31 protein-coding genes are annotated in these 18,599 nt (G+C 69.6%); 30 read left to right on the forward strand and 1 reads right to left on the reverse strand.

Annotated features, from left to right (window positions below; translation table 11 throughout):
- Window positions 1-4 precede the first annotated feature (4 nt).
- The 23 genes from LMI96_RS01260 to LMI96_RS01370 all read left to right on the forward strand — a co-directional run bounded on the left by LMI96_RS01260 (window position 5) and on the right by LMI96_RS01370 (window position 14,178).
- The gene (locus LMI96_RS01260; RefSeq protein WP_228360192.1) at window positions 5-385 is read left to right on the forward strand and encodes a hypothetical protein; all 381 of its coding nucleotides are present in this window, start codon (window positions 5-7) and stop codon (window positions 383-385) included.
- Window positions 382-1,239, forward strand: coding sequence for a DUF2303 family protein (locus tag LMI96_RS01265; RefSeq protein WP_228360193.1), 858 nt, complete (start codon window positions 382-384; stop codon window positions 1,237-1,239). The genes LMI96_RS01260 and LMI96_RS01265 overlap by 4 nt, the downstream gene beginning before the upstream one ends.
- An 80-nt stretch (window positions 1,240-1,319) precedes the next feature.
- On the forward strand, window positions 1,320-1,541 hold the full coding sequence (locus tag LMI96_RS01270; RefSeq protein WP_228360194.1) for a hypothetical protein: 222 nt from the start codon (window positions 1,320-1,322) through the stop codon (window positions 1,539-1,541).
- Window positions 1,538-2,131 carry a hypothetical protein gene (locus LMI96_RS01275; RefSeq protein WP_228360195.1) on the forward strand — a complete coding sequence of 198 codons (594 nt, stop codon included), beginning with the start codon at window positions 1,538-1,540 and terminating at the stop codon, window positions 2,129-2,131. Before LMI96_RS01270 ends, LMI96_RS01275 begins: the two co-directional genes overlap by 4 nt.
- Complete coding sequence (locus tag LMI96_RS01280) at window positions 2,128-3,087, forward strand: hypothetical protein (protein ID WP_228360196.1); 960 nt, start codon at window positions 2,128-2,130, stop codon at window positions 3,085-3,087. Before LMI96_RS01275 ends, LMI96_RS01280 begins: the two co-directional genes overlap by 4 nt.
- Before the next feature lie 2 nt (window positions 3,088-3,089).
- Complete coding sequence (locus tag LMI96_RS01285; RefSeq protein WP_228360197.1) at window positions 3,090-3,791, forward strand: hypothetical protein; 702 nt, start codon at window positions 3,090-3,092, stop codon at window positions 3,789-3,791.
- Window positions 3,788-4,264 carry a hypothetical protein gene (locus LMI96_RS01290; RefSeq protein WP_228360198.1) on the forward strand — a complete coding sequence of 159 codons (477 nt, stop codon included), beginning with the start codon at window positions 3,788-3,790 and terminating at the stop codon, window positions 4,262-4,264. Before LMI96_RS01285 ends, LMI96_RS01290 begins: the two co-directional genes overlap by 4 nt.
- Window positions 4,261-5,775 carry a DNA methyltransferase gene (locus LMI96_RS01295; RefSeq protein WP_228360199.1) on the forward strand — a complete coding sequence of 505 codons (1,515 nt, stop codon included), beginning with the start codon at window positions 4,261-4,263 and terminating at the stop codon, window positions 5,773-5,775. Before LMI96_RS01290 ends, LMI96_RS01295 begins: the two co-directional genes overlap by 4 nt.
- The gene (locus LMI96_RS01300) at window positions 5,775-6,137 is read left to right on the forward strand and encodes an HNH endonuclease (RefSeq protein ID WP_228360200.1); all 363 of its coding nucleotides are present in this window, start codon (window positions 5,775-5,777) and stop codon (window positions 6,135-6,137) included. Before LMI96_RS01295 ends, LMI96_RS01300 begins: the two co-directional genes overlap by 1 nt.
- The gene (locus tag LMI96_RS01305; protein ID WP_228360201.1) at window positions 6,134-7,981 is read left to right on the forward strand and encodes a DNA cytosine methyltransferase; all 1,848 of its coding nucleotides are present in this window, start codon (window positions 6,134-6,136) and stop codon (window positions 7,979-7,981) included. Before LMI96_RS01300 ends, LMI96_RS01305 begins: the two co-directional genes overlap by 4 nt.
- Window positions 7,978-8,922: a site-specific DNA-methyltransferase gene (locus LMI96_RS01310; RefSeq protein ID WP_228360202.1), complete on the forward strand. Its 945-nt coding sequence runs from the start codon at window positions 7,978-7,980 to the stop codon at window positions 8,920-8,922. Before LMI96_RS01305 ends, LMI96_RS01310 begins: the two co-directional genes overlap by 4 nt.
- Window positions 8,919-9,356, forward strand: coding sequence for a hypothetical protein (locus tag LMI96_RS01315; protein ID WP_228360203.1), 438 nt, complete (start codon window positions 8,919-8,921; stop codon window positions 9,354-9,356). The genes LMI96_RS01310 and LMI96_RS01315 overlap by 4 nt, the downstream gene beginning before the upstream one ends.
- Entirely contained in the window at window positions 9,353-9,532 is a 180-nt protein-coding gene (locus LMI96_RS01320) for a hypothetical protein (RefSeq protein ID WP_228360204.1), read from the forward strand. Before LMI96_RS01315 ends, LMI96_RS01320 begins: the two co-directional genes overlap by 4 nt.
- A gap of 336 nt (window positions 9,533-9,868) precedes the next feature.
- Window positions 9,869-10,480, forward strand: a complete 612-nt coding sequence (locus LMI96_RS01325; RefSeq protein WP_228360205.1) for a hypothetical protein — start codon at window positions 9,869-9,871, stop codon at window positions 10,478-10,480.
- 9 nt (window positions 10,481-10,489) lie between these two features.
- Window positions 10,490-10,786, forward strand: coding sequence for a hypothetical protein (locus LMI96_RS01330; RefSeq protein ID WP_228360207.1), 297 nt, complete (start codon window positions 10,490-10,492; stop codon window positions 10,784-10,786).
- Entirely contained in the window at window positions 10,783-11,085 is a 303-nt protein-coding gene (locus LMI96_RS01335; protein WP_228360208.1) for a hypothetical protein, read from the forward strand. Before LMI96_RS01330 ends, LMI96_RS01335 begins: the two co-directional genes overlap by 4 nt.
- Entirely contained in the window at window positions 11,085-11,567 is a 483-nt protein-coding gene (locus LMI96_RS01340) for a single-stranded DNA-binding protein (protein WP_228360209.1), read from the forward strand. The genes LMI96_RS01335 and LMI96_RS01340 overlap by 1 nt, the downstream gene beginning before the upstream one ends.
- Window positions 11,545-11,904 carry a hypothetical protein gene (locus LMI96_RS01345; RefSeq protein ID WP_228360210.1) on the forward strand — a complete coding sequence of 120 codons (360 nt, stop codon included), beginning with the start codon at window positions 11,545-11,547 and terminating at the stop codon, window positions 11,902-11,904. The genes LMI96_RS01340 and LMI96_RS01345 overlap by 23 nt, the downstream gene beginning before the upstream one ends.
- Window positions 11,905-11,938: 34 nt before the next feature.
- Window positions 11,939-12,772 carry a hypothetical protein gene (locus LMI96_RS01350; protein ID WP_228360211.1) on the forward strand — a complete coding sequence of 278 codons (834 nt, stop codon included), beginning with the start codon at window positions 11,939-11,941 and terminating at the stop codon, window positions 12,770-12,772.
- Window positions 12,769-13,566 carry a hypothetical protein gene (locus tag LMI96_RS01355; protein WP_228360213.1) on the forward strand — a complete coding sequence of 266 codons (798 nt, stop codon included), beginning with the start codon at window positions 12,769-12,771 and terminating at the stop codon, window positions 13,564-13,566. The genes LMI96_RS01350 and LMI96_RS01355 overlap by 4 nt, the downstream gene beginning before the upstream one ends.
- Window positions 13,563-13,757: a hypothetical protein gene (locus LMI96_RS01360; protein ID WP_228360214.1), complete on the forward strand. Its 195-nt coding sequence runs from the start codon at window positions 13,563-13,565 to the stop codon at window positions 13,755-13,757. Before LMI96_RS01355 ends, LMI96_RS01360 begins: the two co-directional genes overlap by 4 nt.
- Window positions 13,754-13,969: a hypothetical protein gene (locus LMI96_RS01365; protein ID WP_228360215.1), complete on the forward strand. Its 216-nt coding sequence runs from the start codon at window positions 13,754-13,756 to the stop codon at window positions 13,967-13,969. The genes LMI96_RS01360 and LMI96_RS01365 overlap by 4 nt, the downstream gene beginning before the upstream one ends.
- On the forward strand, window positions 13,966-14,178 hold the full coding sequence (locus LMI96_RS01370; protein ID WP_228360217.1) for a hypothetical protein: 213 nt from the start codon (window positions 13,966-13,968) through the stop codon (window positions 14,176-14,178). Before LMI96_RS01365 ends, LMI96_RS01370 begins: the two co-directional genes overlap by 4 nt.
- A gap of 2 nt (window positions 14,179-14,180) precedes the next feature.
- Here the strand turns inward: LMI96_RS01370 and LMI96_RS01375 are convergent, their stop codons facing one another.
- On the reverse strand, window positions 14,181-14,366 hold the full coding sequence (locus tag LMI96_RS01375; protein ID WP_228360218.1) for a hypothetical protein: 186 nt from the start codon (window positions 14,364-14,366) through the stop codon (window positions 14,181-14,183).
- Between the two features lie 54 nt (window positions 14,367-14,420).
- Between LMI96_RS01375 and LMI96_RS01380 the strand changes: the two genes are divergently transcribed.
- The 7 genes from LMI96_RS01380 (at window position 14,421) to LMI96_RS01410 (ending at window position 18,586) form a co-directional block, all read left to right on the forward strand.
- Window positions 14,421-14,702: a hypothetical protein gene (locus LMI96_RS01380; RefSeq protein ID WP_228360219.1), complete on the forward strand. Its 282-nt coding sequence runs from the start codon at window positions 14,421-14,423 to the stop codon at window positions 14,700-14,702.
- On the forward strand, window positions 14,699-15,172 hold the full coding sequence (locus LMI96_RS01385) for a hypothetical protein (protein WP_228360220.1): 474 nt from the start codon (window positions 14,699-14,701) through the stop codon (window positions 15,170-15,172). The genes LMI96_RS01380 and LMI96_RS01385 overlap by 4 nt, the downstream gene beginning before the upstream one ends.
- Window positions 15,169-15,384 (forward strand): hypothetical protein, encoded by a 216-nt coding sequence (locus tag LMI96_RS01390; protein WP_228360221.1) that lies wholly within the window; start codon window positions 15,169-15,171, stop codon window positions 15,382-15,384. The genes LMI96_RS01385 and LMI96_RS01390 overlap by 4 nt, the downstream gene beginning before the upstream one ends.
- 470 nt (window positions 15,385-15,854) lie before the next feature.
- Window positions 15,855-16,160 carry an HNH endonuclease gene (locus LMI96_RS01395; RefSeq protein WP_228360222.1) on the forward strand — a complete coding sequence of 102 codons (306 nt, stop codon included), beginning with the start codon at window positions 15,855-15,857 and terminating at the stop codon, window positions 16,158-16,160.
- Between the two features lie 11 nt (window positions 16,161-16,171).
- Window positions 16,172-16,501: a hypothetical protein gene (locus tag LMI96_RS01400; RefSeq protein ID WP_228360223.1), complete on the forward strand. Its 330-nt coding sequence runs from the start codon at window positions 16,172-16,174 to the stop codon at window positions 16,499-16,501.
- 134 nt (window positions 16,502-16,635) lie between these two features.
- Window positions 16,636-17,061: a hypothetical protein gene (locus tag LMI96_RS01405; protein WP_228360224.1), complete on the forward strand. Its 426-nt coding sequence runs from the start codon at window positions 16,636-16,638 to the stop codon at window positions 17,059-17,061.
- Window positions 16,991-18,586 (forward strand): hypothetical protein, encoded by a 1,596-nt coding sequence (locus LMI96_RS01410; protein ID WP_228360225.1) that lies wholly within the window; start codon window positions 16,991-16,993, stop codon window positions 18,584-18,586. Before LMI96_RS01405 ends, LMI96_RS01410 begins: the two co-directional genes overlap by 71 nt.
- The last annotated feature ends 13 nt before the right edge of the window (window positions 18,587-18,599 follow it).

The following is an 18,599-nucleotide window of genomic DNA, read 5'->3' on the forward strand; positions in this document are numbered from 1 at the left end:
CACGGTGGCAGAGAACACGGAGGAACGGAAGCGGCCGCAGGGCCTCTCCGAGATCCTCGCCAGCATCCGACCCGGCGCAGACGTCGAGCTCGGCGAGGAGATGTCGAAGCTCATCGACGCGGTGAAGGACACCGGCAAGGCCGGGACGCTCACCTACACGATCAGCGTGAAGCTCGCCGACGGCTCGGGATCCGCCGTGATCATCGGCGACAAGATCGCGCCGAAGCGGCCCGAGAAGGACCGCGCCACGTCGATCGCGTACGTCGACGGAGACAACTACCTCACCCGCACCGACCCCAACTCGATGCCGCTCTGGGACGAGGACATTCGCGATGCCGGCGCCGACCCGCGTACCGGCGAAATCAAGGAGGCACCGAACGCATGAGCACCGAAGCTGAATCCGTCACCAGCATCGCCCAGCAGGCCGTCGAGCCGCGCAAGGTCGAGGTCGGCACCGTCTACGCCGTGGCCGACGGCTCCGGAGGGATCCGCGTCGTCGACACCGACGGCTATGACCTCTCGCCCCGCCACAAGGCCGCGAACCGCACCGTCACGGACGCGATCTCGTTCGTGACCTACGTCAACCGCCACTGCCTCCCCGGCACCGAGGTCTACGCGCACACGTCGGCCTCGAGCGTCGTTGCGGTCATCGACTCGCACGAGGGCACCGACAGCCTCCCCGGCTGGCAGAAGCACAAGCTCACCCTCGGCCTCGAACACACGAAGGCATGGCTCGCGTGGGTCGCTCGCGACCTCGGCACGAACGAACGCGCCTGGATGAGCCAGCAGGAGTTCGCCGAGTTCATTGAGGACCGGGCCCTCGACGTCCATGATCCCGACCACGCGCGCCTCATCGAGCTCGCGACGAAGTTCGAGGCGACGACGAAGGTCGAGTTCGGGTCCGCCGTGCGACTCGACAACGGCGAGGTGAAGTTCGAGTACACCGAGACCGTCGGCCCCCGAAAGGGCAACAAGGGCGGCATCGACCTGCCGAAGGAGCTGAAGCTCGGCCTCCGCCCGTACATCGGCGGCCCGATCTACTACGTCTTCGCGTCGCTGCGCTACCGCATGCGTTCCGAGGGACTGGTGCTCGGCGTCGCCTTGCAGCGCCCCGAGAACATCCTCGAGGCCGCGTTCGCCGACATCGTGACCGAGATCCGCGACGGCATCGAGGAGAAGGACGGCAAGCCCGGTCACCCGGGCATCGGCGACGTCCCGATCTTCTACGGCAAGCCGTAACCCACCCCGAGACCGGGCGCGGCGCGCGCCCCAACCCCCACGCGCGCCGCGCCCCTATTCGTCGATCCCGAAAGACACCGATGACCCTCACCGACGTCGCCCCGCCGACCATCCCGACTCGCCCGAAACCCGCAGCCTGGGAGGTCGACGAAATCGTCACCACCCCCGACGGCACCCGATGGAAGATCCGCGCCCTCAACGCCGGATCCGGCCGCGTCGTCCTCTCGTCCATGAACGTCCCGAACGCCGACATCTGGTGGAACACCACCGTCGACAAGCTCCCGCGAAAGGCAGCCCAATGAGCACCGAGAACTGGCAGCGAGGCCACTGGATGCAGACCTACACCGGTCGCGCCTTCTACCCCCTCGACCCCAACCCCGAAGACATCGACATCATCGACATCGCCCACTCCCTGTCGATGCAGTGCCGCTACAACGGCCACGTCGACCGGTACTACTCCGTGGCCGAGCACTGCGTGCTGCTCGCCGGATGGTTCCTCAGCCAGACCGCCGAAGGCCTCCCGGCCCGCCAGGCGCACATCCTCGCACTTTGGGCACTGCTGCACGACGCCGCCGAGGCCTACATCGGCGACATGGTGCGCCCGCTGAAGCTGCACATGCCCGACTTCTGCGCCGCCGACGACGCCCTCACCGCGGCGATCGCGACCCGATTCGGGCTGCAGTTCCCGGCTATCCCTGACGTCGTCAAGGCGGCCGACACCCGAATCCTGCTCGACGAGCGCGCGGAGCTGCTCGTGCCGCCGCCCGGCGCCTGGACGGTCGATGACCTCGAGCCCCTCGGCGTAACGATCGAGGCCTGGGATCCCGCCCGCGCGAAGGCGGAGTACCTGTCGATGTTCGGCGAGCTGACCGAGTCGGCGGTGCTGCGATGACCGCCCCCATCGAGGCCCGCATCGTCGTCGACGCCGATGCGGGCCGCGAGGAGTGGATGGCCGAGCGCGGCGAGGGCGTGACCGCCTCGCAGGCGTGGCGCATCGCCCGCGGCGGCATCAAGGCCCGGCGCACGATCGTCGAGGAGAAGATGAACGGCTCCCGCTTCCGCGGGAACGCCGCCACCCGCGCCGGCAGCTCCCGCGAGGACGCGCTACTCGACGAGGCAGCGGAGCAGCTCGCCCACGTCGAACCGAACCGCGCGCTCTGGGGCGCCGCCTCGAACGACCTCCACCGCGCTACCCCCGACGGCATCGGATGGGACTCCGACGGATGCCTCGTCGTCGTCGAGGTGAAGTCGCACGAGTTCGGCTGGGAGCACGACGACATCCCGCTCGACCACCGCGGCCAGCTGCAGTGGCAGATGCACGTCCTCGGCGCCTCCCGCGCGCTGTACGGCTTCGAGGTCCGCGACGAGGACGACCAGCCCCCGCGCGATGGCGCGACCTGGATCGAAGTCGACCGCGACGAGGAGATGATCGCCTGGCTCGTCGACCGTGCCGACGCGTTCATCGCCTGGCGCGAGGACGGATGCCCCGACGTCGACGACCTCCCCGACGACGTCGCCGAGGCGCTCGCCGCCTGGGCGCCGCTGAAGCGGACGCTCGACGAGGCAGCGAAGGCCGAGAAGACCGCGAACGACGCGCTCAAGAAGGTGCTCGTGAAGCAGCCCCACGCGCAGCGGTTCGGCTCCGTCGGCACCGGCGAAGACGGCGGCTACCAGCTCACCGTCTCCGAGACCGTGTCGATCGACGAATCGGCATGGGCCGAGGCCAACCCCGAAGAGCACGCCCGCATCGAGGCGCTGCGCGTCGAGCTGGCGATCGCTGAGGCGACCGCGAAGCGCACCCACCCGAAGATCACGCGGCGCAGCGCGCTGCGCTACCAGGAGGCCTGAGCATGTCCGAGCTCATCGAAGTGAAGACCATCGGAGAGGTCGAGCGCACCGTCCACGCCTCCGGCCTCTGGGACGGAACCGGGCCGGTCGAGTTCTCCAACGACGGCGAAACGTGGACGCAGGCATGGGCGCCTTCGGACGACCACGCGCACCCCGAGTTCGCCCGGGTGAGCGTGTATCGCAAGGACGTCCGGATGCCGACGGTCGTCACGATCCGCTGGGACGAGCAGTACCCGGCCGCGTCGGAAGAGTGGGCGGGCAAATGGGACCGGTCGCCGATGCGCCACTTCGGCCGCACGGCCCGCATGGTCGCTTTCCGGCAGACGTTCCGTGATCTCCTCGGCGACACCGTCATCGAGGACGAGGAGCGCGCGTCGGCGCCGACCGCTCCGGCCGTCGAGCCGTATGCCGCGCCCGCACGTGGCTGGTCCGCGGAGATCGAGGCGGCGGCCACCGTCGAGGCGATCGACAAGTTGGACGGCGAGGCGCGCCAGGCGCGCGTCTTCACCCCGGATGCGGCGGGCACCGCGCTGCACCGCCGGCTGCGCACGAAGCGCAGGCAACTCGTCGAGGCGGCCTGGGATCCCCGCGAGACGGTCACGCCCGTCGAGCCGGAGCGTCCCCGCCCCCAGGACCGTCTGCCCGCCGCGGGAAACCGCGCCGCGCGCCGCTCAGCCGCTCGGAAGAAGGGACGCCGCCGATGACCGACATCGTCGTGTCGGACGCCGACGTCGACCCGGTTACCGGGGAGGTCATCGAGGCGCCCGAGAACATGGAGCTGGTGCCGCTGAACCTCGCGGCACTGGACGAAGACGCGATCGCCCACCTGCTGCCGACGCCGGGGCAGATCCACGCGGCCCTCATCATCGCGCGCGGCAAGAACGCGAAGGCGCCGTCGGTGCTGTCGAAGTACCGCGGGAAGCTGAAAAGGGCCGAGACGACCCTCAAGATCCAGCTCGGTCTCGCCGTGAAGCTGCTCCGCGAGGACTTCCCCCGAGCGACCCTCACCGAACTGCGCGACCTCGCGTACGGCGACGACCGGGTGCGAGCCGCCGTCGACGCCCGCGACGACGCCTGGCTCATGTTCGAGTACGCGAAGGACTTCGCCGCGATGATCGGCGAGGACATCGAGATCCTCCGCTCGATCAACAAGAACCTGCGGAGCGAGTCGGCATGAGCGACGTCCTGGCACCCCACTACGAGGACGGCGGCCTGCGCCTCTGGCACGGCCCGAACCTCGACATCCTCAGCGCCGATGCCCTCGGCTACCCGTACGCGCTCGGCTACCACCCCGATCGCCTCATCCCCGACGGCACCTACGACTCGGTCATCACCGACCCGCCCTACGAGCTGGGATTCATGGGGAAGGCGTGGGACTCGTCCGGCATCGCGTACAGCGTCGACGTGTGGCGCGAAGTACTGCGCGTTCTCAAGCCCGGCGGCTACCTGCTGTCGTTCGGCGGATCCCGCACCTACCACCGCATCGCCGTGGCGATCGAGGACGCCGGATTCGAGATCCGCGACAACATCGCCTGGCTGTACTCGCAGGGCTTCCCGAAGTCGATGGACGTCGCCACGGCCGTCGACAAGCTCGACGCCGCCGCCGAGCGCCGCACACGAGCCCTCACCTTCACCGCCTGGATGCGGCAGCACCTCACCGCCCAGCGGATCAACGAGATCACCGGCACGGCGATGGGATCGCACTACGTCACCGACAAGGAGCAGCCGAGCGTCGCCACGGCGGATCTCTTCGATCAGCTGCGCCCGCACCTGCCCGAGGTGCCCGCCGAGATCGAGCAGCTCGTCCTCGAGCGCACTGTCGAGTCAGAGAACTGGAAGAACCGCGAGGTCACCGGGCGGCACGAGAAGCCCGCGGCCGCGCAGGTCTGGCGCGCTGGCGTCATCGGCGGCCAGGTCAAGGGCCCGCGCGAGCGCCGCGATCGCGCGTTCACCGAGACCGCGCAGCAGTGGGAGGGATGGGGCACCGCGCTGAAGCCCGCCTTCGAGCCGATCATCGTCGCCCGCAAGCCCCACAAGGGCACCGTCGCCGCGAACGTCGTCGCGCACGGCACCGGGGCGATCAACGTCGACGCCTGCCGCATCCCGTTCGCCTCCGAGGCTGACCGTCGCGAGTCGACCGAGAAGAACCAGCACGCGAAGTTCGGCACGATCCCCGGTGGCAACAAGGTTTACGGCGACTACTCGCAGACCGAGATGAAGGACTACGACGGCTCGAAGGGCCGCTGGCCGACGAACGTGCTGCTCACGCACGCGCCCGACGTTGACGAGCTCGGCCGCGTCGTCGGTGACGCCTGCGTCGACGGATGCGTGCCCGGCTGCACCGTCGCCGACCTCGACGCGCAGACCGTGGGCGCCTCCCGGTTCTTCCCGACGTTCCGGTACGAGCCGAAGGCTGGCGGCGCCGAGCGCCCCGAGGTAGACGGCGTCGAGCACGCCACCGTGAAGCCGCTCGGCCTCATGCAGTGGTGCGCCCGCCTCATCACCAAGCCCGGCGGCCGCGTCCTCGACCTGTACGCCGGATCCGGCACCACCGGTGAGGCTGCGCTGCTCGAAGGCATGGAAGTCGACCTCATCGAGCTCGAAGCGTCCCACCTGCCCCTCATCCTCGCCCGCGTGCGCAAGCCGCTGCAGCCCGCGATGTTCGGCGACTGGGAGGCGATCGCGTGATGGCGAAGCGTCCCGCCGACCCGATGGCCGAGGCCCGGCCTGTCGTGCACACCCGCTCGAGGGGCATGTGCGAACGCTGCTGCGCTCGCCGCGCGACCGACGTGCATCACCGGCAGCTGCGACGCCACGGTGACCACAAGCCCGCGAACCTCGTCGACCTCTGCCGCGAGTGCCATGAGTGGGCGCACCAGAACCCGAAGGACGCCGCGGCCGCCGGGTTCATCGTCTCGGGATCCGTCGATCCCCGCACCGTCCTGCTGCAGCACGGCCTCTACGGCCCCGTGCGCCTCGACGACGAGGGCAACGCCACCGCGCCGCCCTGCCAGACCCACAGCCTCGCCGGAACCAGGAGACCCCGATGACCCCCGCACTGCTCGAACGCCCGACGGTCGGATACAAGCACCCCCGCGTCGACTGGAACGGCCTCACCGTCACCGACCTCTTCTGCGGCGCCGGAGGCTCGTCCTCCGGGCTCGTCGCAGCTGGCTACCGCGTCGTGATCGCCGCGAACCACTGGGCCCGCGCCATCGAGTCGCACCAGATCAACCACCCCGAGACTGATCACTCGCAGGCCGACATCTCGCAGGTCGACCCGCGCTACTTCCCCCGCACCGACGTCCTGTGGGCATCGCCCGAGTGCACGAACCACTCGATCGCGAAGGGCGTCAAGCGCCAGCAGGCGATGAACGAGGCGCTCTTCGAGCTCGACGGCACCCGCCCGCTCGAAGACGCGGCCGCGAACCGCTCGCGGGCGACGATGTGGGACGTTCCGCGATTCGCCGAGGTGCACAAGTACCGCGCCATCATCATCGAGAACGTCGTCGACGCCTACCGCTGGATCATGTTCCCGGCATGGCTGCAGGCGATGGAGCTGCTCGGCTACCGGCACGAGATCGTCTACCTCAACAGCATGCATGCGCAGGCCGGCGGTCTCCCGGCCCCGCAGTCCCGCGATCGCATGTACATCGTGTTCTGGCGGAAGGACGCGAAGCGCCGCCCCGAGCTGTCGCAGTGGACGCGGCCGCTCGCCCTCTGCGCGGAGCACGGCGAGGTCCGCGCGGTGCAGGCGTTCAAGAAGGCGGAGCGCTGGGGTCGGTACCGCGCGCAGTACGTCTACCGGTGCCCGAAGTGCGGCGTGGCGATCGAGCCCGGCTGGCTTCCGGCCGCGTCGATCATCGACTGGTCGATCCCCGCGCCGCGCATCGGCGACCGGGCGAAGCCGCTCGCAGATAAGACGCGCGAGCGTATCCGCAAGGGCATCCAGCGGCACTGGACGGATCTCGTGGTCGAGGCCGCTGGGAACGCTTACGACTCGACCGACCCCAAGCACCGCCAGCACGGCGACGACGACGGCTACATCCGCGCGTGGCCCACCGACGAGGCGCTCCGCACCCTCCACACCACGGCCTCGAAGGGACTCGCAGTCCCGCCGCTCATCGTGCGCGGCGAGGGCAACACGGTGCCATCCAAGCCGGTCACCGAAGCACTGGGATCCGTCACCGCCTCCGGATCGATGTTCCTCGCCACGCCGCTGATCGTGAACAACCTGAGCGGAGCGGACGCGTCGCGGTCGACCCGCGTGTCCGACGCCCTGCCCTCGATCGTCGCGGGCGGCAACCACGCAGCGCTGCTCGTCCCGGTCGAGGGTCGCGAGGGGAAGAACGCCGCGCCCACGACCGACCCGATGCGCACTCAGTCGACACGCGCCGAGACCGCATTGCTGGTGCCGTACTACTCGAAGGGGGCCGCGCGAGCCACTAGCGAGCCGATGGGCACGGTCACGACGGTCGATAGCGCTGGGCTCGTCGTTCCGCTGCGCAACCACGGCGTCGCGAAGCCGATCACGCACCCAATCGACACTGTCAGCGCCGAGGGCAACCACCACGCGCTGGTGATGCGCAATAACCTCGGCGGCGCCGAAATGACGACACCGGTCACCGAACCGCTGCGCACTCTCACAACCGGAGGGCACCAGTCGGTGCTCGAACCGTCCGAGCCGGTCAGTCTCGACGTCGACGACGCCGGGTTCCGGATGCTCGAACCCCACGAGATCCAGCTGGGGATGGGCTTCGCGCGTGACTACGTCCTCCTCGGGTCGAAGCGCGAGCAGGTGAAGCAGGCAGGCAACGCGGTGACGCCGCCCGCAGCGCGAGACCTCGGGCACGCCGTCGCCGCGTTCCTCAACGGGACGGACGTCGCCGCATGACCGAGATCCACAACGCGGCCGGAGTACGACTCGTTCACGGTGACGCGTCGCAGCCGGAAACCGTCTCGGGCATCTCCGACGGCGCCGTGAGAACGATCGTCACCTCCCCGCCATACTTCGGGCTGCGCGACTACGACGAGGCCGGACAGATCGGGGCCGAGGAGACAGTCACCGAGTACGTCGACCGACTGGTCGCGGTCTTCGCATCCCTTCGCCGCGTGCTCGCAGACGACGGCACCCTCTGGCTAAACCTCGGCGACAGCTACTCCGTGCGCTGGGGATCCACTCGCCGCGAGGGGCGCCGAGGCTTCAACCACGACGCCGAGCGCGGCCGCTCCGGGCGGATCGCTCACGAAATCCCCGAGAAGAACCTGCTCGGCGTGCCGTGGCGGGTCGCGCTCGCCTTGCAGGCTGACGGCTGGTTCCTGCGGTCCGAGGTGATCTGGGAGAAGGGGAACGCCATCCCCGAGACGGCAGCCGACCGCCTGTCCCGCACCCACGAGCACCTATTCCTGCTGACGAAGCAGCCTCGGTACTACTTCGACCTCGACTCCATCCGGAAGCAGTATGAGGGCGACCGGGCCGCATCCCGACGCGCACGCACTGGGGCGAACAAGGAGAACAGTGTCCAGTCGGAGTGGGCGCCCGACGACGAGCGAGGGCGCAACCCAGGGACCGTCTGGCACGTCAACACGCAGCCGTTCGCCGGCGCGCACTTCGCCACCTACCCGCCCGAGCTCATCCGACCCTGCATCCGGGCCGGCAGCTCGATCGGCGACACCGTGCTTGACCCGTTCAGCGGATCCGGCACGACCGGAATGGTCGCGCGTCAGGAAGGACGTCAGTACATCGGCGTCGACGTCAACCGCGACTACCTCGACCTTTCGCTGCGTACCCGATTCACGCAGCCCGTGCTCGACATGTGGGAGGTGCCCGTATGAGGGCCCAGGGAATCCGGATCATCACCGTGAAGCAGCCGTACGCATCGCAGATCATCCTCGGCGGGAAGAACGTCGAGAACCGCGTGCGGAACATCGCCGGGCAGTATCGCGGCCCGATCGCGATCCACGCCGGACTCGGCCACGTCCCTGGAATCGTCCCGCCGTCCGAGCTGCGCGCGCTGCACGACGGCGCGGAGGCGCCCCGCGGCGCGATCATCGGCGTCGTCGACCTGCGCGCGACGCATCACGCCGACTACTGCTGGGAAGCACTCGACGAGCGTGGTCTGTGCACGCCGTGGGCGCTGCCGGACAACTGGCACCTCGAACTGACGAACCCGCGCGCGCTCGCCGAGCCGATCGCCTTCACAGGCGCGCTGGGCCTCCGGCGCCTCGACGACGCCACCGCGTCGCGAGTGTGGGAGGCGATCGCATGACGTACTGGATCGTCGTCGAGTGGAACCAGGCGTCTGGGCAGCCCCGCATCGTCGGTGACGACCTCCACTGGACCGAGGACGAGGCCGAGGCAGTCGCCGAGCGGGAGCGCGCACAGACCCGAGCTGTCGGCCGCCGCGAGCAGTTCACCGTGCACGAGATCGAGGTGCAGCGGTGAGCGCGCGACCGACGACGGGCACGGTCTACGCCGTGTACTGGCCCCGCGAGCAGGTGCTCAAGGTCGGCATCATGTGGCGCGACTCCCGGATCCGTGACCTCGTCGCGACGGGAGGCGAGGTGCTGATGATGATGCGCGACAGCCCCGCCGCATGGGAGCGCTACGCGCTCGCCGAGGTGGCGAAGACCTGGCGCCGCGCATTCGCCGACGGCAAGGCCGGCGCCGACGCATCCGAGATCATCCTGCGCCGCGGGCGCGGATTCACCGAGTGCTTCCGGGTGACGCTCGCCGAGCTCCCCGCAGCAGTAGACGCAATTCTGAGAGGCACGATCCGGCATGACGCTGAGCAGAGCGCGAACGATAACCGTCGAGGCGTTCGAGCAGACCAGGAAGCTGCCCCCACTGGTGAGGGCGACCGCCGAGGGACTGCGGATGCACGCCGACGACCACGGCCGCGGGTACGTCGAGCTGCGGCAGATCCTCGCCGACGTCTACCCCGAGACCTCCGAGGTGACCGAGTCGGTACTGGTCGACCACCTGCTGATGCTCGCCGAAGCCGAGGTGATCACCCTCTACGAGCACGGCGACCGATCCTGCTACCAGTTCACCCTCTGGGGCCGTGTGGACAGGCCGGGGGACACCCGCGTCCCGCAACCCCCACCATTCGCGAGAGCCTCGCGAGACTCTCGCGAGACCTTCGCGGCGGGGGAGAGAGAGGGCGCGGGGGAGAGCGCGAGAGCGAGCGCGGGCGAGAGCGAGCGAGAGCGCGAGGCTCAGTCCGCCCGGATCTCTCGAGAGGTGCTTCCCCCGGATCCGTTCTGCCCCGATCACCCTGGCGGCGTCATGGAACCCTGCATCGCCTGCCAGAACGCCCGCCTTCGCAACAAGCACTTCCTCGACGTACGGCGCTGGGAAATGCGGCAAGGGGCCGACGATGAGCCGTTCTGAGGAGTCCCAATGCGAGTGATGGTCGACCTCGATCCCCGCGACGTCTGGCGCATTCAGGACCAAGCCGAGCGCCGTCACGTCGACCCGGGCGTGGTGCTCCGCGAAGAGCTCGCAGCGCGACGCAGCGTCCTCGAATTCCGCAACCGGGTCCGCTCACGCGTCCTCGCCGGAATGTGCGACGCCGACATCGCCGAAGAACTGAAGCGCCCACCCGGATACATCGCGCAGACCCGCCGGGGCCTCGGCCTCCCGGCCAACCCGAGATACCGCAAGTCCGCCCCGGCGGCAGAGAGGAAGTCAGCATGACCGATTCAGTACGAGCCACCGTCTACCTGCAGGTGCAGCCCGATTACTCGTGGCGCGCGCGCCAGAGCGGGAAGTACGACGAGCCGAGCGCCATCGACGGCGCGAAGGTCGTCGGCTCGACGCAGAACAAGTCGCAGAAGCCGAAGCCCGGCACCGTCGAGGTGAAGGTCGTCATCGAGCTGCCCAAGGGTGCGTTCCTCCCGCTGCGGCCCGAGGCGATCGTCGTGATCCCCGAGACGCTCACGACGCCGCACCCGGTGACGGTCGAGGCCGAAGACGCGAACGGGGAGGCGCTCTGATGGCCGGCGAAACCGTGATCACCGTCGTCGGCAACCTCACCGCCGACCCCGAGCTGCGCTACACCCAGAACGGACTCCCGGTCGTGAACTTCACGATCGCCAGCACGCCCCGAACCCTCGATCGCCAGTCAAACGAGTGGAAGGACGGCGACGCGCTGTTCCTGCGTGCTTCGTGCTGGCGCGAGTTTGCCGAGCACGTCGCCGGATCGCTCACGAAGGGATCCCGCGTCATCGCGACCGGGCGTCTCAAGCAGCGCACCTACCAGGACCGCGAGGGACAGAACCGCACCGCGCTCGAGCTGGAAGTCGACGAGATCGGCCCGAGCCTCCGCTACGCGACGGCGCAGGTCACTCGCGCAGCGGGCAAGGGGACCGCGGCGCAGCCGACGACTCAGAGCGAGGAGCAGTGGCCGACGGCACAGCCGGGCGACACCCAGGAGTGGTCGGGAGGTGGAAGCTATGGCGACGACACCCCCTTCTGAAGCCCGGTGGATGACGGTCGAGGAGATCGACGCGCTGCCCATCGGTTCGGTCGTGATGACGGTGACGGACCCCGAGCACTTCGGCCTGTACGAGCAGCGGGTCTGGGAGAAGCACGGCGGCACTCGCGAGTGGCAGTTCGGATCGCCCCGGAAAGAGTGGCAGTCGACCGACGGCGGCTTCCAGCGCACGGATGTGGAGCAGCGGCACCGCGCCCTCTTCGCGACCAATCGCAAGGTGATCGTCCTGTTCGTGCCGGATGCCGATACGAGCGCCGCGATCGGGCGAGCGCACGACGACTTCACTCGCGCCCAGCGCGGAAGGGAGCGCCATGTCTGAGCGGGCATGCGTACGCGGTTGCACGACCAGAGGCGTGCACTTCGCGACATGCGAGGACTACGGCAAAGAGGGCGGAACGTGCCCGGGCTGCGCGCCCGAGCTCGCCCGCGACGGCGCGCTGATCTGCGATCGCTGCTTCCGCCGCATCCGCCGTCACCTCGACAACGCCCCGGATCTCGTCGGCCGCCTGCGCTCGCTGTCGGACCCGATGGCAGCCGCGGTGTACGACCGTGTGCGTGTGTCAGGTGGGGGATCCGAGGCGCCCGCGCCGACGCCCCCGGATCTGATCGACGCGAGCGACGACGTCATGCGGACGCTGCGCACCTGGGCGGTGTACGTCGACCCGCGGTCCGGGATCATCGGCGGGATGCCTGCCGGCGCCGGGGCGCTCGGGGCGTACGACTACGCCCGACGCTGCGCGAACGTCATCCTCGGCGACTTCGAGCGGCTGGCGAACCGACGAGACGACATCCTGCAGCTGGCCGAGGCGGTGCTCGATCGTCACCCGTCCGACGCCGAGGGGATCCGCTCGTTCTGGTCGATCGTCGACGCCGTCTCCCGCTATCGCCTCGAACGCCCGGACGCCGCGATCGTCATCGACGCGCGGGAGGACGAGGACGGCGAAGAGATGACCTCGAGCGTCCCCGAGTGGCGCGATCGCCTGATCACCCGCTCCGAGGCCGAGCGCGAGCGGTACGCCGCATCCGGCGCGACGCTGCGGCGCTGGGTGGCCAAGGAGCTGATCGCCCCGCGCGCGGTGACATACGGCCCGATGGGCAAGGTGACGTGGTTCCGCGAGTCCGAGCTGCTCGCCCTGCGCGCCGAGATGGACGCCCGCGTCGGCCGCCCGCGGAAGGCGAAGGCATGACGCTGATCCGCTGCCCGCACGCTCCGGCCTGCCGCACCTGGATCAACTTCCCCACGCCGGCCGAGGCCGATCGAGCGCTCGCCGCACACCTGCAAGACCGACACATGACGAAGGAGACACCCGTGCCCACCGAATTCGAGAACGAGCCCGCGAACGCCGAGCACCCGGCGGAGACCGAAGCCATGCGCGCCCGAGCCGCGGCCGTCGAGGCAGGCGCGAAGCGTTGGCCATGCATGATCTGTGGCGAACTGATCGCAGTGGACCCGGAAGCCCGACTCGGCGCGCCGCGCTACAAGCACCTCGAGCCCGTGGTGCTGTCGTCGCACTTCGCCGTACGCGGACCTGACGCGGCGGGCCCCGGCACCTACGTCGGAGCGCTCGCGGCCCTCGTGGCGCCGGTAGCTGTCGCTGCGGCTGCCGAGCGTGAACGGACCCTCGCCGACCTGAGCGTGCGGGTGGGGCGTCCCGTCGAGATCAACGAGCGCGGCGGCGTGACTCTCACCGAGCACGAGGTCGAAGCGCTGCGAAGCACGACACCGCAGACGAGCGTGCGCCCCGAGACGGTCTTCGGGATCCCGATCCACGTCGCCAGCGAACGGAAGCGCTGCCCCGAGTGCCGCGACGGGAAGCACCGGATCTGTACCCGCGTTGCCGACCTCGAAGCTGACGACACCCCGATCGACTGCGCCTGCGGATGCATCGAGTCCCGCACATGCCCGAGCTGCCGTGACGTCGTGCCCGAGGGATGGACCCTCGACGATCACTTCAACTGCAACTGGCCGGAGGACCGATGAGCGCGCACAGCAAACCGCAGACGGAGCAGCCGAGCGCAGGTGACACGATCCTCGCTCTTCACGAGATGGGCCGGTTCGTGGCCGCGATGACCGACATCAAGCGGCAGTTCGTCGAGGCCGGGTGGACAGACCGAGGCGCGGAGCAGATGGTGCACGCGGCCTTCTCGAAGCAGGCGGGAGCGAGCGAATGAGCTCGCAGCGCGAGGCCCTCGCACGCGCCATCCACAAGGCGGGCACCACCGATCCGGATTCGCTCGCGGCGTACCTGATCCGAGAGGGCTGGGGCAAGCGGAGCGACGCGTTCGCGGGTGGCGTCGTCTCGGCGATCGACGCAGTGAACGCGATGCAAGCCTCACCGCTCCGGTCGATGGTGCAGCCGCTGATGCGCGAGACGAACCGATGAGCGCGCCGCTCGCGTTGCTGATCGTGGCCGGCGCCGGGATCGTGTTCGCTGCGCTCGCCGTCGTCGCGGTGGCCGCCTACGCCGCGCCCCGGCAGATCACCTCGGGCTCGCTCGTCGCGATGGCTCGCGGGCTGTTCGGCTCGATGCTGCTGCTCGTCCTGGTGGCTGCGCTCGCCGTGGTCTGGGGGCTGGTGACAGCGTGGGCGTGACGTCAGTGCTCGACCGCGGCGGCCTTCATCGCGCCCTGGTGGCTCATGCCGAGCGCGGCCCCGATCTTCGGCCAGCTGTGACCGGCGGCGCGGGCGGCCGCGATGAGCTCGGCGCGGCGCGCGGGCATGGCGTCCATGCGTGCCTGGAAGGCGCTGAGGGTCTCGAGGGTGTCGTCCGGTTCGGCCATGTGATGACTGTAACTGTAGTTGCAATCCCCGGTCAAACCTGCAACTATAGTTGCATGACGAACCGCACCGAAGAACTGACCGCCAAGGCCGTCGCGCTGGTCAAGGCGCAGAGCACCAAGGCGCTCCTCGACTCCCTCGCCAACCTCGAACAGATCGCCCCGGAACCGGCCGACCCGCAGATGCGCGAGTGGTGCCGCATGGTCGACTGGGTCGAGGAGGAGCTGCTCGAGCGCCTCGACTGCCGCGACGCCCACACCGACTGGGTGCTGTCAGATGCGTTCGGGGGCTACGAGGGCCGCACGTCGTACGCGTTCCTCGCGGGGGTGGCCAAGTGACCGCCGCGGCGGTGCAGCCGCACCGCGTCGCGATCGACGAGGCGGCCACGGACAACCGCTACCCGCAGACGCTCGGGCAGCTGGACGATGACCTGAGCGCCGCCGTCCTGGCGGGCGACATCACGCTGCGCCGGGCGCGCGACACGCAGCACGAGCGCGAGTCCCGCCGGATGTACATCGAGGTCACCGGCTGCGGTTGGCCTGCCCCGAGCGATGACCTCCGCGGCACCGTCGTCGGCTTCACCCGCAACCGCATGGACTACACCGGAACCGTCGCCCGAGCCCTCGTCGACGGCGCGTTCGTCCGCATGGATGACCGGCCGGCGATGGTCTACGTCGAGCTGGGCGAGCACGTCGGCGACCGGTCGCAGCATGCCGAGGTGCTGGCGTGGCGGTACATCAGCCGTGACGAGTTCGACCGCCTCACCGGTCTCGACGACGTGCGCCGCTCGATGGGGTGGCCCTGGTGAGCGACAAGATGCGCCGCCGTCGCCGCCATGACCGCCGCAAGCGCGTGCTCACGCACCGCCGGGAGGACGCGCTGTTCTTCTCGCGGGGCACTTTCCCGGCCTCGGCGAGGTCGTGCGCGATGTGCTCGTGCGGCGCGCGGGCGTTCTCTCGGGACTCGCGCGATCGCATGGTCGACGACTTCTACGACTCGCACGCCTACTGCGACGAGTGACACGCCGTACCGGTGCGCGAGAAAACGTGGCGCTTTCGCTGATAGGCTGTGCCCTGCACAAGAACTATGACCGAAGCCTCACCCCGACGGGTGGGGCTTTCGTCGTTCCTGGGCTACCTCGGGAGGTGGTCATCATGTGACGCCTACCCGCTACCGGCTTCCGGTCTGTGCCCAGGCCGGGATCTCGCCTCACCGTCCACGACGCTCGCACTTCTCAGCAGACGGCGCCCGGCCACCCCTCAGCGGTGGAGTCGAGGTGCGCCGATCATCTTGCCTCGGGAGCGCTCGCCGGGCGTTGTGAGGCGCAGACGTGAAAGGCGGGGCGCTCGGCTGCGATGACCGCGTCGCGCGCCTCTGCCGCAAGCTGCTCGGATGCGCGGAGATTGCATGGACGAGCCGGGGTCTCACGACCTGCGGAGGCCCGCCACAGGAACCCCACGCGTCCGAGTCTCAGTGGGAAGGCGAGCACCGTGGCGCACGCCAGCATCCGGGACGGCAAGGGACACCGCGCGTACCGCCGTAAGCAGGCCGCGCTGAAGCGACGCACCGCCCGCGAGAACCTGCCCTGCGGCTACGGCTCGCCGGACGGGTGGGGATGCGGACAACCGATCGACACGACGCTGCCCGCGACGAACCGCATGAGCTTCACCGCTGACCATCCGCACGCTGTGGGCAACGGGGGACACCTTGTGCACCAGGAGCTCGTGCCGATGCACAAGCACTGCAACTCGTCAAAGGGCGACGCCGCGCCGGTCGAGATCTGGGCCGCAAGCTGAAGGGAGTCACCTTGAACCGATACGCCGCAGCCGGTATCGCTCAGGACGCACAGCGCGGACGCCGCGTGCTCGTCGTGTCACCCGATGGCCGAGGGACGCGCACCGCACTCGACGCCATCGCAGCTCGGACGCCTGGTGCGATGGTCCGCCGAGCCAAGGGCAGCGAGACCGTGCACGTCGAGGGTGCAGGCGCCGTGTACTTCACCACGCCCCGCTCTGACCGTGGCCGAGGCATGAGCGTCGACGTCGTCTACCTCGACGATGTGACCGAGACTCCCGAGCTGCGCGCCGACCTCGTGCCGTGCTTGGCGACGAGCACCGTCGGCGAGCTCATCCGCTGACGATTCATTCACCCACACCCCATCTCGTCAGAAAATCCACGATCGGGCCTTCGCTGCCAACTCCCTGCGGAGGTCTGGCGCTTCTCTCCGTGGGTGAAGAACAGAAATGTGGGTGATTCAGAGGGGGTGGGGAGATGGGTAAGCCCAAGGCCCGCTGCGGCACCGATGCCGCCTACCGCCGACACCTCCGCAACGGCGACCCCGTCGACGACGCCTGCCGCGACGCGCACGCTGCGACCCGTCGCGCGTCCCGCCGCTCGCCGGCCGCCCCGACCACGCCGACCACGCCGACCGCACCCGAGCCGCCCGATGCTGAGACCGCCGACGACGGCGACGCCGACGACCTCGAACTGATCGTCAAGACGCTGCGGAAGGCGTTCGTGAAGATCGCCGCCGACGACCCGACGAAGCTCGCGCCGATCGCGCGCGAGTTCCGGACGGCCGTCGAGTCGAAGCGCGGTCCGGTCGAGCCGCCGAAGGAGCTGACCCTTGCCGAGCAACTCGCCCAGGCCCGAGCTGCTCGGGCTGCAAGAGCCCAGAGTCAGGGCGCTGCCTCTTAGCCGAGTCGACTCGCTCATCGACGATGTCCTCGACATCTGCGACCTCGCGAATATCCGCTGCGACCCGTGGCAGGAGGGCGGCCTCGAAGCCGTCGCCTCGATCGACGCCGACGGCCAGTGGGCCGCGACCGAGTTAGGGATCCTCGTCTCACGCCAGCAGGGCAAGGGCAACATCCTGCTGCCCTACGAGCTCGCGCACCTGTTCCTGTGGGCACGCGAGGATGGCGCACCGAAGCTCATCGGCCACACCGCCCACGAGGGCGCCACCGCCCGCGAGGCGTTCCGCCGCGCTCGCCGCGTCATCCTCGCGTCCCCCGTCCTCCGCGCCGAGCTCGTCGGCGGCGGCAAGCAGACCGCGCAGGGCGTCACCGGCATCTCGACGGGCAACGGCAACTGGGCCATCGAGCTGAAAAACGGCAACCGGCTGGTGTTCTTCACCCGCACCGGCTCGGCCGGCGTCGGCGTCTCGTTCGACGTGCTCATCGTCGACGAGGCGCAGCACTCGCCGCTCACCATCCTCGAGGCGCTGCTACCCGCCACCGACGCCAGCCCCAACAAGCAGGTGCTCTTCACCGGCACCGTGCCGAAGGAAGACCAGGACGGCGAGTACTTCGAGGGCCTCCGCGACCGCGGCCGCAAGGGCGGATTCGAGCGCACCGGCTGGATCGAACACACGCCCGTCGGATCCGATGACCCGGACACCGCCGCGGCGATCGACTTCGGCAGCCCCCAGGTGTGGCGCGAAGCCAACCCCGGACTCGGCATCCGCCTCGCGTGGAAGACCGTCGAGGACGACTGGGACCGCATGGGGCAGACCAACCCCGACGCCTTCGCCCGCCAGCGCCTCTCCATCTGGCCCTCTCGCCGCGCCGAAGCGGCCGTGAAGCTGTCAGAGCTCGACCTCGAGGTGTGGAAGCACCTCGCCCACGACGACGCCGGAGTGATCGGCGACGGCGTCGTGCTGTCTCTCGCGCTCGGACGCGGCGGCGGATACGCCACCATCGGCAAGGCCGTGCGGGTCGACGACGAGACCATCGCCGTCGAGCACCACCGCACCGACCGCGGCACCATGTGGATCGCCGACGAGATCAAGCAACTCCGCGACGAGCTCGGCGCCGTGCTCGTGGTCCTCGACCCGAAGAACGCAGCCGCCGTCCTCTCCTCCCTCGACCGCGCAGGCGTGAAGTACCTCGGCATGAACATCGACGAGATCGCCGCGGCGCACACCCTGTTCATCGAGCACGTCAACGCCGGACTCGTCCCGCACCGTCCACAGGACGAAGTGACGAAGTCGCTCGAATTCGCGACCACGCGCAACATCGGCCGCGCCGGAGTCACCTGGGAGCAGTCCGACCCGCAGAAGCCCGTGACGATGGCGCAGGCCGTCACCTGGGCGCTCTGGGGCGTGCTCAAGTCCGAAGCCACCGTCAAGACGCCGACCCCGCCGCCGCCCGCGGCGCAAGTCATCACCCGCGACACCGGCGGGCACGGTCCCGAGACGAACCTCGCGATCGCTCGGTTCTGAGAGGAGGCCCGCC

Source organism: Microbacterium sp. cx-59, from assembly GCF_020805625.1.
GTDB lineage: Bacteria > Actinomycetota > Actinomycetes > Actinomycetales > Microbacteriaceae > Microbacterium.